Origin of the sequence: Cellulomonas sp. NS3, from assembly GCF_024757985.1 — a bacterium.
GTDB lineage: Bacteria > Actinomycetota > Actinomycetes > Actinomycetales > Cellulomonadaceae > Cellulomonas_A.
The window spans coordinates 3,065,589-3,077,234 of record NZ_CP103289.1 but is presented as its reverse complement, the minus strand read 5'-3'; the positions used below and the strand labels follow the sequence as shown (position 1 = coordinate 3,077,234).

General features: G+C 75.2%; 12 protein-coding genes. 9 read left to right on the top strand and 3 right to left on the bottom strand.

All coding sequences use genetic code 11. The annotated features are described in order from the left end of the window. The first annotated feature begins 75 nt into the window (after positions 1-75). From hrcA to NXY84_RS14035, 3 genes are read left to right on the top strand one after another with little or no spacing between them, the layout of a single operon-like run. Positions 76-1,107 carry a heat-inducible transcriptional repressor HrcA gene (hrcA, locus tag NXY84_RS14045; RefSeq protein WP_258723699.1) on the top strand — a complete coding sequence of 344 codons (1,032 nt, stop codon included), beginning with the start codon at positions 76-78 and terminating at the stop codon, positions 1,105-1,107. A gap of 40 nt (positions 1,108-1,147) precedes the next feature. Further along, complete coding sequence (dnaJ, locus tag NXY84_RS14040) at positions 1,148-2,275, top strand: molecular chaperone DnaJ (RefSeq protein WP_258723698.1); 1,128 nt, start codon at positions 1,148-1,150, stop codon at positions 2,273-2,275. A gap of 4 nt (positions 2,276-2,279) precedes the next feature. Beyond that, a complete protein-coding gene (locus tag NXY84_RS14035; RefSeq protein ID WP_258723697.1) occupies positions 2,280-3,119 on the top strand; it encodes a 16S rRNA (uracil(1498)-N(3))-methyltransferase in 840 nt (279 codons plus the stop codon). Between the two features lie 21 nt (positions 3,120-3,140). On the opposite strand, the gene NXY84_RS14030 is transcribed toward NXY84_RS14035, so the two are convergent. Together NXY84_RS14030 and NXY84_RS14025 are read right to left on the bottom strand one after the other, a co-directional pair. Continuing rightward, positions 3,141-3,638 (bottom strand): DUF1772 domain-containing protein, encoded by a 498-nt coding sequence (locus NXY84_RS14030; protein WP_258723696.1) that lies wholly within the window; start codon positions 3,636-3,638, stop codon positions 3,141-3,143. Then, the gene (locus NXY84_RS14025; RefSeq protein ID WP_258723695.1) at positions 3,635-4,492 is read right to left on the bottom strand and encodes an NmrA family transcriptional regulator; all 858 of its coding nucleotides are present in this window, start codon (positions 4,490-4,492) and stop codon (positions 3,635-3,637) included. The genes NXY84_RS14030 and NXY84_RS14025 overlap by 4 nt, the downstream gene beginning before the upstream one ends. A gap of 80 nt (positions 4,493-4,572) precedes the next feature. Here NXY84_RS14025 and NXY84_RS14020 point away from each other — a divergent pair, with 80 nt between their 5' ends. Further along, complete coding sequence (locus NXY84_RS14020; protein ID WP_258723694.1) at positions 4,573-5,550, top strand: AraC family transcriptional regulator; 978 nt, start codon at positions 4,573-4,575, stop codon at positions 5,548-5,550. On the opposite strand, the gene NXY84_RS14015 is transcribed toward NXY84_RS14020, so the two are convergent. Further along, positions 5,537-6,202 (bottom strand): Gmad2 immunoglobulin-like domain-containing protein, encoded by a 666-nt coding sequence (locus NXY84_RS14015; RefSeq protein WP_258723693.1) that lies wholly within the window; start codon positions 6,200-6,202, stop codon positions 5,537-5,539. The genes NXY84_RS14020 and NXY84_RS14015 overlap by 14 nt on opposite strands. A gap of 129 nt (positions 6,203-6,331) precedes the next feature. Between NXY84_RS14015 and NXY84_RS14010 the strand changes: the two genes are divergently transcribed. The 5 genes from NXY84_RS14010 to NXY84_RS13990 all read left to right on the top strand — a co-directional run bounded on the left by NXY84_RS14010 (position 6,332) and on the right by NXY84_RS13990 (position 11,586). Next, a complete protein-coding gene (locus tag NXY84_RS14010; protein WP_258723692.1) occupies positions 6,332-7,333 on the top strand; it encodes a PhoH family protein in 1,002 nt (333 codons plus the stop codon). Continuing rightward, complete coding sequence (ybeY, locus tag NXY84_RS14005; RefSeq protein WP_258723691.1) at positions 7,330-7,782, top strand: rRNA maturation RNase YbeY; 453 nt, start codon at positions 7,330-7,332, stop codon at positions 7,780-7,782. Before NXY84_RS14010 ends, ybeY begins: the two co-directional genes overlap by 4 nt. Beyond that, positions 7,779-9,098 carry a hemolysin family protein gene (locus NXY84_RS14000; RefSeq protein ID WP_258723690.1) on the top strand — a complete coding sequence of 440 codons (1,320 nt, stop codon included), beginning with the start codon at positions 7,779-7,781 and terminating at the stop codon, positions 9,096-9,098. The genes ybeY and NXY84_RS14000 overlap by 4 nt, the downstream gene beginning before the upstream one ends. Next, positions 9,095-10,012, top strand: a complete 918-nt coding sequence (gene era, locus NXY84_RS13995; RefSeq protein ID WP_258723689.1) for a GTPase Era — start codon at positions 9,095-9,097, stop codon at positions 10,010-10,012. Before NXY84_RS14000 ends, era begins: the two co-directional genes overlap by 4 nt. A 65-nt stretch (positions 10,013-10,077) precedes the next feature. Further along, positions 10,078-11,586, top strand: a complete 1,509-nt coding sequence (locus NXY84_RS13990; RefSeq protein ID WP_258723688.1) for an alpha/beta hydrolase family protein — start codon at positions 10,078-10,080, stop codon at positions 11,584-11,586. Positions 11,587-11,646 lie beyond the last annotated feature (60 nt).

Sequence of the window (11,646 nt, the reverse complement as noted above, 5' to 3'; positions counted from 1 at the left end):
GGCCCGCCCCGCGGGCGGTCGCCTGGTGGCCGACGCGCTCCGGGCACGCCACAGGTCCGACGGCCAGGAGGTGCGATGAGCGAGGACCGCAAGCTCGACGTGCTGCGCGCGATCGTCGAGGACTACGTGCAGACCAAGGAGCCGGTCGGCTCGCGCGCGCTCGTCGAGCGGCACTCGCTCGGCGTCTCGCCCGCGACGATCCGCAACGACATGGCGGCCCTCGAGGAGGGCGGCTACATCGCCCAGCCGCACACGTCCGCGGGCCGCGTCCCGACCGACAAGGGCTACCGGCTGTTCGTCGACCGGCTCTCGACCGTCAAGCCGCTCTCCGCGCCCGAGAAGCGCGCGATCCAGTCGTTCCTCGAGGACGCCGTCGACCTCGACGACGTCGTCGACCGGTCCGTGCGGCTGCTCGCGCAGCTCACGCAGCAGGTCGCGGTCGTGCAGTACCCGTCGCTGCGGCGCTCCGCGCTGCGCCACCTCGAGCTCGTGCCGGTGGGCGACCGCCGCCTGCTCGTCGTCATCATCACGGACAACGGCCGCGTCGAGCAGCGCACGCTCGAGCTCACCGCCGACGTCGAGGAGGGCGTCGTCGCCCAGCTGCGGGCGCGGCTCAACGTCGCGGCCGTCGGCCGGCGCCTGCCCGAGCTCGACGGGGTGCTCGCCGCGCTCCCCGACGCGTTCGCCCCGCACGACGTGCCGCTCGTGCGCTCGGTCGTCGCGGTCGTCGAGGAGACGCTGCGGCAGGAGATCGAGGAGCGCATCGTGCTCGCCGGGACGGCGAACCTCGCGCGTGGCACCGGCTCGGACTTCACGCACACGATCGGCCCGGTCCTCGAGGCGCTCGACGAGCAGGTCGTGCTGCTGCGGCTCCTCAGCGAGATGGCCGAGGACTCGGGCGGGGTCGCGGTGCGCATCGGGCGCGAGACCCAGCACGAGGGCCTGCTCGAGACGAGCTTCGTCACGAGCGGCTACAGCGGGGCACGCGACGACAGCACGGCGGTGGCCCGGATCGGTTCGATCGGGCCGCTGCGCATGGACTACCCGGCGACGATGGCCTCGGTCCGCGCGGTCGCGCGGTACCTGTCCCGGATCCTCGCCGGATGACGCCTCCCCCCTGCGTTCCCCCCAGCACAGAGAGAGTTCAGTGAGCGACTACTACGAGATCCTCGGCGTGCCGCGCGACGCGAGCCCGGAGCAGATCAAGAAGGCCTACCGGCGCCTCGCGCGCGAGCACCACCCGGACGTCGCCGGGACGGAGGGGGCCTCGGACGAGCGCTTCAAGGACGTCTCCCGCGCGTACGAGGTGCTCTCCAACCCGGAGAAGCGCCGCATGTACGACCTGGGCGCGGACCCCGCGTCGCCCGGCGGCGGCATGGGCGGCGGCTTCGGCTTCCAGGACATCTTCGAGACCTTCTTCGGCGCCGCGGCCGGCGCCGGGGCCCAGCGCGGCCCGATCCCGCGCGCGCGCCGCGGGCAGGACGCGCTCGTGCGCCTCGACCTGGACCTCGCGGAGACGACGTTCGGCGTGCACCGCGACGTGCAGGTCGACACCGCCGTCGTGTGCCCCACCTGCTCGGGAACGTGCTGCCGCCCGGGGACCTCGCCGCGCACGTGCGAGGTCTGCGGCGGGCGGGGCAGCGTGCAGCGGGTCGCGCGCTCGTTCCTGGGCCAGGTCATGACCTCGCAGCCGTGTGCCGCGTGCCACGGCTTCGGGACCGTGATCCCCGAGCCGTGCACCGAGTGCTCGGGCGAGGGCCGGGTGCGCTCGCGCCGGACCCTGAGCGTCGACGTCCCTGCGGGCGTCGACACCGGGACGCGCATCAAGCTCACGGGCCAGGGCGAGGTCGGCCCGGCCGGCGGCCCCGCCGGTGACGTCTACCTCGAGGTCCGCGAGCGCAAGCACGAGACGTTCATGCGCAACGGCGACGACCTGCACTGCACCCTGCCGGTCCCGATGACCGCGGCCGCGCTCGGCACGGTGCTCGTGCTCGACACGCTCGACGGCCCGCGCGAGATCGACCTGCGCCCGGGCACGCAGCCGGGCCAGGTCGTGACGCTCAAGGGGCTCGGCGTCGGGCGTCTGCACGTCGGCGGCCGCGGCGACCTGCACGTCCACGTCGAGGTCCAGGTCCCGACGTCGCTCGACGACGAGCAGGCCGAGCTCGTGCGCCGGCTCGCGGTGCTGCGCGGCGAGGAGCGCCCCGAGGGGCGGCTCTCGGCGGCGAGCGCCGGGGTCTTCGCCAAGCTGCGCGACAAGCTCGCGGGGCGCTGAGCCGGTGAGCGCGCCGGTCTTCCTCGCGGAGCCCGGGGGCCTCGCGGGCGTCGAGGCGGGTGCCCTGCACCTGCTCGACGGCGCCGAGGGGCGTCACGCGGGTGTCGTCCAGCGGCGTTCGCCCGGGGAGCGGGTCGACGTCGTCGACGGCCGGGGCGTGCGCCTCGAGTGCGTCGTCGAGGGTGCGCACCCGGGCGGCGTGGAGCTGCGCGTGCAGGCGCGCGTCGAGGAGCCGGCGCCGGGTGTCGCGCTCGTGCTCGTGCAGGCGCTCGCGAAGGGCGACCGGGACGAGCTCGCGATCGAGGCGGCCACCGAGGTCGGTGTCGACGCGGTGGTGCCCTGGCAGGCCGAGCGGTCGGTCGTGGTGTGGCGGGGCGACCGCGCGGCCAAGAGCCGCCTGCGCTGGCTGGGCACGGTCCGGGCGGCGGCGAAGCAGTCGCGGCGCGCGTGGGTCCCGGAGGTCGGGACGGCGCTCGACGGGCGCGGCCTGGTCGAGCGGGTGCAGGAGACGGCCCGGCGCGGGGGGCTCACGCTCGTGCTGCACGAGGAGGCGAGCACGCCGCTCGCGTCCGTCGCGCTCCCGGCGTCCGGCCTGCCCGCTGCCGCTGCTACCGGCGCCGGACCGGACGCCGTCGGCGCACCCGAGGGTCGCGCCGCGAACGCCGGCCCCGTCGAGGTGCTCGTCGTCGTCGGCCCCGAGGGCGGGATCTCGCAGCGCGAGGTCGACACGCTCCAGGAGGCGGGGGCGCGCACGGTGCGGCTCGGACCGCACGTGCTCCGGACGTCGACCGCGGGCCCGGTCGCGCTCGCCCTGCTCGCGGAGCGCCTCGGTCGCTGGTCCTGACCGCCGCGCGGGCCGGCGGCGTCAGGCGGACCCGTGCAGCACCAGGGACCAGACGAGGCAGCCGAAGGCAGCCGTCGACAGGGCGGCGCGGACGACGTTCCAGCGGATCCAGCGCTGCTCGAAGGCCCTGCGGACGCCCGCGACGTCGGCCAGCTGCGCGGGGTCGCCGGCGGCCTGGATCCGTCGGTTCAGCGGCAGGTGGACGCGGAAGGTGACCGCCACCATGGCCCCGTAGAGCCCGAGCGCGGCGAGCGTCCAGCCCAGCTCCGGCCCGCCGCCCGCTCGCAGGCGCAGCCCGGCGGTCAGCGCCGTCGCGAGCGGCGCGCCGAGGAAGCCGAGGGCCTGCCAGGGGTTGCTGATCGCCCGGTCGATCGCCTGGAAACCGGCCACGAACACCGTGTCGGTGCTCCGGCCCAGCCCGGGCATCACGGCGTGCGCGAACGTCCAGAAGAGCCCGGCGACGAGGCCCGTGCAGAGCGTGGCCACGACGAGCGCGATCCCGTGCGCGTCCACGGTCACGCCACCCGTCCCGCCGGCGCGGCGTCCCACGCGCCGGCCGCCGCTGCGGCGCGGGCGTAGTCGGCGAAGTCGCGCGGCTCGCGCCCCAGGGCCCGCTGGACGCCGTCAGCCAGCGAGGCGTTGCGCCCGTCGAGCACGTCGGTGAACAGGTGCCGCGTGAGGTCGATCGCGGGGGCGGGGACCCCCTGCGCCGCGAGTCCCGCCTCGAGCTCGGTCAGGGTGACGGTGCGGAAGCGGACGTCGCGGCCGCTCGCCCGGGCCACCTCGCCGACCGCGTCGGCGAACGTCAGGAGGCGCGGGCCGGTCACCTCGTAGACCTGGCCGTCGTGCCCGTCCCCGGTCAGTGCGGCGGCCGCCACCTCCGCGACGTCGCCGACGTCGACGAAGGGCTCGGGGACGCCGTCGACCGGCAGGGCGACCTCGCCCCGGAGCACCGCGGGCCCGAACATCCCCTCGCTGAAGTTCTGGGCGAACCAGCTCGACCGCACGACGGTCCACGCCGCGCCGGAGCGCTGCACGGCGAGCTCCGCGCGTCGGGCCTCGGCGTCGCCGCGCCCGGACAGCAGCACGAGCCGCCGGACGCCGCGTCGGACGGCGAGCGCGGCGAGGTCGCCGATCGTGTCGGCCGCACCGGGTGCTGCGACGTCGGGGGAGTAGCACAGGTAGGCCGACCGCACCCCCGTCAGGGCCGGCCCCCAGGTGTCCCGTGCCTGCCAGTCGAACGGCGGCGCACCGGTGCGGGTCCCGAGCCGCGTCGGTACGCCGAGCGCCCCGAGCCGTCGAGCCACGCGGCGACCGGTCTTCCCGGTGCCGCCGATCACGAGTGTCGTCTGCTGCTCCGCCAAGGTGGTCATGCACCCAGCCAAGACCCGCGCCCCGGGCCGCGGAATGGCCGACCCGCTCGCATCCATGTCAGCGCGTCTACGATCGGCCTGTGGACGCCCTGACCGCGCTCCTCGACAACCCGCGGGCCCGCGGCGCCTTCATGCTCCGCATCGTGCTCGACCCGCCGTGGTCGATCCGCGTCCAGGACCGCTCGGCGCTGAGCCTGGTCGCCATGGTGAGCGGGGGTGGCTGGGTCGTCCCGCAGGACGGTGCGCCGGCGCGGGTGGGACCCGGCGACGTCGCCGTCGTCCGCGGCGCGGACCCCTACCTCCTCGCCGACGACCCGGCGACCGCCCCGCAGGTCCTCGTGCACCCCGGGCAGCGCTGCGCGACGCCGGACGGCCGGGACCTGCGCGCGGAGATGACGCTCGGGACACGCGCCTGGGGCACTGCCCCCGGTGGGTCGATGTCCCTGCTGCTCGGCGTGTACGAGGAGGTCGGGGCGGTCGGCCAGCGCCTGCTGAACGCGCTGCCCCCCGTCCTCGTGGTCACGCGCGACCGGTGGGACCCGACCCTCGTGACCCTCCTGGGCCGGGAGATGACCGCGCAGGCGCCCGGGCAGGACGTGCTGCTCGACCGGCTGCTCGACCTCCTGCTCGTGTGCGTGCTCCGGGTGTGGCTGGACCAGCCGGAGGCGAAGGCCCCGGCGTGGTACCGGGCGCTCGGCGACCCGCTGGTGGGGCGGGCGCTGCGGCTGCTGCACGACGACCCCGCGCGGTCGTGGACGGTGGCGGCCCTGGCCGCCGAGACCGGCAGCGCACGGGCCACGCTGGCCCGGACCTTCACCGAGCTGGTCGGGAGCGCCCCCATGACCTACCTGCGGGACTGGCGGCTGGCGCTCGCCGCCGACCTGCTGCGGGAGCCCTCCGCGACGGTCGACTCCGTGGCCCGGCGGGTCGGCTACAGCAACGGCTTCGCGCTCAGCACCGCCTTCAAGCGCACCCGCGGCGTCAGCCCGCGCGCGCACCGGCCGGACGCGCCCGGCACGGACCGCGCTCCGCAGCGCGCGGCCGTCACGACACCGTGAACGTCACCGTCGCCTCGTTGCGCCGCGCCGCCGCGCCGTCGCCCTCGCCCATGCCCGGCTCCCAGACGTGCAGCGTCCACGTCCCGGCGGGCAGGGTCGCGGTGAACGCGAACGGGCCCACCTCGCCGTTCGCCCCGGCGTTCGTGAAGTCCTGCGCGCCGACCTCGCCGGTGTCGACCGACACCGCCTCCCACAGCAGCGTTCCCTCGAACGCGGTGCCGGTCCCCGTGACGTCGACCTGCGGCCCGGCGACCGTCGCGCCCGAGGTCGGCGCGGTGATCGCGACCGGCCCGTTCGTGGGTGTGTCCCCGGCGACGGGGCTGCCCGACGGCGACGCCGTGGGCTCGGGCGTCGCGGACGCCGACGGCGAGGTGGCCGACGGCTCAGGGCTCGGGCTCGTGGTGGGCTCCTCGCCGCTCGTGCCCGCACAGCCGGCGAGCAGGCCCGCCCCGAGCGCGACCGCCGTCGCGCGCACCAGCACCGTGCGCGCCGCGGCGCGTCCCTGTCGTCCGGCTCGCGCCCGCATCGCGTCCCCCTCGTCGTCCTGGTGCGCCGCCCGGCGCACGTCCCGAGTCTGCCCGGGGTCCGACGGCACCGGGCGCAGGACGCGCCACGGACCCGTGATCTCGCCGCACGTGCGTGCGGCGAGCACGGGCGGACGGGCCGCGTCGCTCGGTAGACTCGACTCGTCCCGGCAGCAGCGTCGGGGTCCCGGGGCCGGGGACGGCGCCGGGAACGGAGAGGGTCCGCACCGAAGGAGCGCGAGGCGCGAGCCGAGCACATGACCGACAGCACATCCGCACGGCGCGGGGGCGCAGGCGTGACCGCCCACCTCGAGCACAGGATCACGATCCCCCCGGAGATCTCGATGGCCGAGCTGCTCGGCCGGCGCGACGAGGTGCTGCGGGCCGTCGAGGCCGGGTTCCGGGACGTCGACATCCACGCGCGCGGCAACGAGATCACCCTGGCCGGACCGGCGGGCGACGTCGCTCTCGTGGCGCGCCTCGTCGACGAGCTCGTCGAGATGGCCGCGAGCGGCACGCCGCTGACGCCGGACGTCGTGACCCGCTCGGTCGCGATGCTCGCCGCGGACGCCGGGGCGCGCCCGGCCGACGTCCTGACGTTCAACATCCTGTCGAGCCGCGGCAAGACCATCCGCCCCAAGACGACGGGGCAGAAGGAGTACGTCGACGCGATCGACCGGCACACCGTGACGTTCGGGATCGGCCCCGCCGGCACCGGCAAGACGTACCTCGCGATGGCGAAGGCCGTCCAGGCGCTCCAGGCGCGCGAGGTCAACCGCATCGTGCTCACGCGGCCCGCGGTCGAGGCCGGCGAGCGGCTCGGGTTCCTGCCCGGCACGCTCAACGACAAGATCGACCCGTACCTGCGCCCGCTCTACGACGCGCTGCACGACATGGTCGACCCCGACTCGATCCCGCGGCTCATGGAGGCCGGGACGATCGAGGTGGCGCCGCTCGCCTACATGCGCGGGCGCACGCTCAACGACTCGTTCATCATCCTCGACGAGGCCCAGAACACCTCGACCGAGCAGATGAAGATGTTCCTCACGCGGCTCGGCTTCGGCTCCCGGGTCGTCGTCACCGGCGACGTCACGCAGGTCGACCTGCCGTCGGCGACGACGTCGGGCCTGCGCGTCGTCGAGTCGATCCTCGCGGACGTCGACGACGTGGCGTTCTGCCGGCTGTCGTCCTCGGACGTGGTCCGCCACCGCCTCGTGAGCGACATCATCGACGCCTACGCGCGGTGGGACCGCACGTGAGCATCGAGGTCAACAACGAGTCGGGCGCCGAGGTCGACGAGGCCGAGTTCGCGGCGCTCGCGCGGTACGTGCTCGACGCGATGCACGTGCACCCGCAGACCGAGCTGTCGATCCTGCTGGTCGGCACCCAGGTCATGACGGACCTGCACGTGCGCTACATGGACGAGCCCGGGCCGACCGACGTGCTGTCGTTCCCGATGGACGAGCTGCGCCCGGGGCGCGAGGGCGAGCCCACGCCGGCCGGCCTGCTCGGCGACGTCGTGCTGTGCCCCGAGGTCGCCGCCCAGCAGGCGCGCGTCGCCGGGCACTCGACGGCCGAGGAGCTCCTGCTCCTGACGACCCACGGGATCCTGCACCTGCTCGGGTACGACCACGCGGAACCGGAGGAGGAGAAGGAGATGTTCGCGCTCCAGCGCCAGCTCCTGCTCACGTTCCTGGCTGGGCGATGACCGACATCCCCGTCGGTCTGCTCGTCGTGCTCGCGGTCGTCGGGATCGCGCTCGCGGCGGCGCTCAGTGCGGGCGAGGTCGCGGTCGTGCGCGTGACGCGCGCCGCGGTGACCGAGCTGTTCGCCGAGCGGCGCCCCGGGGCGGCCCGGGTCCACCGGCTCACGGAGCACCCCGGCGAGGTCGCGTCGTCGGCCGCGTTCGTGCGGCTGCTCGCCGAGATGACGGCGACCGTGTGCCTGACGCTCGTCGTCGCGAGCCGCCCGCTCGCGTGGTGGGTCGTGCTGCTCGTCGCGGGTGCGCTGTGCGCGGTCGTGGCGTACCTGCTCGTGCGGGTCAGCCCGCGCACCTTCGGCCGCCAGCACCCGGTCACGGTGCTCGTCGGGCTCGCGCCGCTGCTCGCCGCGACGCACGCGCTCGTCGGCTGGGTCGCGCGCGCGTCGCCCGGCGCGGGCCGCACCGCGGAGCTCGACGAGGACGAGCTGCGGGAGATGGTGCAGCGCGTGAGCGAGTCGGAGGGCATCGAGGAGGACGAGCGGGACATGTTCCGCTCGGTGCTCGAGCTCGGCGACACGCTCACCCGCGAGGTCATGGTCCCGCGCACCGACATGGTGACGACCGAGGCGGGGACGCCGCTGCGCAAGGTCCTCTCGCTGCTGCTGCGCTCCGGCTACTCGCGCGTGCCCGTCGTGGGGGAGTCCGTCGACGACGTCCGGGGCGTGCTCTACCTCAAGGACCTCGTGCGCCGCCAGCACGACGACCCGGCCTCCGCCGACGCGCCCGCGGCGTCGATCGCGCGCCCCGCGGTGTTCGTCCCGGAGTCGAAGCCGGCGGACGACCTGCTGCGCGAGATGCAGGCCGGGTCGTCGCACATGGCGATCGTGGTCGACGAGTACGGCGGCGTCGCGGGCCTCGTGACGATCGAGGACGCCCTCGAGGAGATCGTCGGCGAGCTGACCGACGAGCACGACCCGAGCGGCCCCGTCGTCGAGGACCTCGGGGACGGCACCTTCCGCGTGCCGGCCCGGCTCGGCAAGGACGAGCTCGGCGAGCTGCTCGAGCTCCACGTCGAGGACGACGACGTCGACTCGGCGGGCGGCCTGCTCGCGAAGGCGCTCGGCAAGGTCCCGCTCCCCGGCTCGGCCGGCGACATCCACGGTCTGCACCTCGTCGCCGAGCGCACGCAGGGCCGGCGCAAGCAGGTCGCGACGCTGCTCGTGAGCCGCAGCGCGACGAGCGCCGACGACGCGCCCGACGACATCCCCGAGGACGCTGTCGACGACGCGTCCACCCAAGCCACCCCTGGAGCCACCCGATGACCTTCCGATCCGGATTCGCCTGCCTCGTGGGCCGGCCCAACGCCGGGAAGTCGACGCTCACGAACGCGCTCGTCGGCCAGAAGGTCGCGATCACCTCGGGCCGCCCGCAGACGACGCGCCACACGATCCGCGGCATCGTGCACCGCCCCGACGCGCAGCTCGTGCTCGTCGACACCCCGGGCCTGCACCGCCCGCGCACCCTGCTCGGCGAGCGCCTCAACGACCTGGTCAAGGACACGCTGACCGAGGTCGACGTCGTGGGCTTCTGCCTGCCCTCGGACCAGAAGGTCGGCCCGGGGGACCGGTACATCGCCGAGCAGCTGAGCGAGCTCGCGCGCGACGGCCGCGGGACGCCGGTCGTCGCCATCGCCACCAAGGCGGACCTCGTCGGCAAGGCGCGCCTCGCGGAGCACCTGCTCGCCGTCTCGGCACTCGGCGAGTGGGCCGACATCATCCCGGTCTCCGCCGAGTCGGGCTACCAGGTCGCCGAGCTCGAGAAGGTGCTGATCGGCCACCTCGACGAGGGCCCGGCGCTCTACCCCGAGGGCGAGCTGACCGACGAGCCGGAGAACGTCATGGTCGCCGAGCTGGTCCGTGAGGCCGCCCTCGAGGGCGTGCGCGACGAGCTCCCGCACTCGCTCGCCGTCGTCGTCGACGAGATCGTCCCGCGCCCGCAGGCCGACGGCGCCCAGGGGCCCGCGATGCTCGACGTGCGCGTGCACCTGTTCGTCGAGCGCGACAGCCAGAAGGCCATCATCATCGGGCGCGGCGGCTCGCGGCTGCGCGAGGTCGGCACCGAGGCGCGCCGCGGCATCGAGGCGCTGCTCGGCACGCGCGTGTTCCTCGACCTGCACGTCAAGGTCGCCAAGGACTGGCAGCGCGACCCCAAGCAGCTCGGGCGGATGGGCTTCTGACGACGACCGCCCTGCGTCCCGGGATGGCTCCCGGTGCTGATGAGGGGCTGCGCGATAATCGCCGGATGCCGAACCGGGTCGCCGCGGGGACGGTCGTGGGGATCATCCTGCTGGCCGTCCTCGGCGCCGTCATGGGTCCGCAGTGGGACCCCGTCCCGCTCACCGACCCGCTCGAGGTGCAGAGCCGGTCGACCGCGATCGGCGCCGCGCCGGAGCCCGCCCGGTACGAGGTGCGCACGACCGTCGTGAGCGTCCAGCTCGACGGCGCGGTGGTGCAGGCGCAGATCAGCGAGCCGGTCGGCGCGCCGGGCGAGCGCGCCGGGGTCGTGTTCGTGCACGGGGCCGGCACGGGGAAGTTCTCGACGGCGTTCGAGGAGCAGGCGTACGCGCTCGCGGAGTCCGGCGTCGTCGCGATGGTCCCCGACAAGCGGCTCGACACCTACACGGCCCGGCACCGGGACTACGTCGCGATGGCGGCGGACTACGCCCGGTCGGTCGAGGTGCTGCGCGGCTGGGCCGACGTCGACCCCGCGCGCGTCGGGCTGTACGGCGAGAGCGAGGGCGCCTGGATCGCGCCGGTCATGGCCGCGCAGGACCCGTCGCTCGCGTTCGTCGCGCTCGTCTCGGCGCCGGTCGTGCCCCCGCGCCAGCAGGCTGCGTTCGCGACCGACTCCTACCTGCGCAACACCGGGGTCCCGAGCGGGGTGTTCCGCGCCATCCCGCGTGCCGTCGGCATGTCGCTCCCCGGCGGCGGCTTCGAGTACGCCGACTTCGACGTCGCGCCGTACCAGCGTCAGATGCGCCAGCCCGTGCTCGTCGTCTACGGCACCGGCGACGCGTCGATGCCGCTCGTGCAGGGCGCGGAGCAGATCATCCGCGACACCGCGATCGCGGGCAGCGCCGACTACACCGTGCGGTACTACGAGGGCGCGAGCCACGGCATCCGCGTGGGCGGCGTCGTCGTCGAGGAGTTCCTGCGCGACCTCACGGGCTGGGTCCGCGGGCTGCCCGAGACGTCGGGCGCGAGCCCGCGCATCGCCGGGGCCCAGCCGGTCCAGGACTACTGGGCGGCGCCGGTGCCGACCCCGCGGTGGCTCGGCGACGGCGACGTCGTGCTCGCGACGGTCGGGGGCGGGGTCGCGCTGCTCGCGGTCGGCCCGTTCGCGCACCTGGGCACGGTGCTGACCCGGACGGTGCGCCGCCGCCGCGGCCAGCCCGAGCGGCCGGACGGTCTCGGTGCGGGCATCCGGGGGAGGGCGGACGCGCTGCGCCTGCTCGTCGTCGCGACCGTCGCGGCCCTCGTCTGGTACCTGGTCGCGGTCGCGCGGCTCGCGCTCGGCTACGAGCGCAACGCGTGGGTGGTGCAGGGCGGGTGGATCGGGGTGCGCGTGCTCGGCATCGCGGCGGTCGTCGCGGGGGTCGCCCTGCTCGACCGCGGACGCCGGCTGCGCGAGGCCGGGGACCGCGTGGCGACCGGCCGGGTCGCGGTCGTCGAGCTCTGGACGTCGGTGGTGGGCGCGGCCGTGATCCTCGTCGTGCTCGCCTACTGGGGCGTGTACCAGCTGGGCATCTGAGACGTCCGCGGATCCTTACACTTGTCTTGCTCATGTAGGGCACGATGTGGCCGATAACCA

Excerpts from the sequence above, each read along its gene's own strand:
- era (WP_258723689.1), top strand. The coding sequence starts at position 9,095 with ATGACCTTCCGATCCGGATTCGCCTGCCTCGTGGGCCGGCCCAACGCC.
- NXY84_RS14000 (WP_258723690.1), top strand. The coding sequence starts at position 7,779 with ATGACCGACATCCCCGTCGGTCTGCTCGTCGTGCTCGCGGTCGTCGGG.
- NXY84_RS14010 (WP_258723692.1), top strand. The coding sequence starts at position 6,332 with ATGACCGACAGCACATCCGCACGGCGCGGGGGCGCAGGCGTGACCGCC.
- NXY84_RS13990 (WP_258723688.1), top strand. The coding sequence starts at position 10,078 with ATGCCGAACCGGGTCGCCGCGGGGACGGTCGTGGGGATCATCCTGCTG.
- hrcA (WP_258723699.1), top strand. The coding sequence starts at position 76 with ATGAGCGAGGACCGCAAGCTCGACGTGCTGCGCGCGATCGTCGAGGAC.
- NXY84_RS14025 (WP_258723695.1), bottom strand. The coding sequence starts at position 4,492 with ATGACCACCTTGGCGGAGCAGCAGACGACACTCGTGATCGGCGGCACC.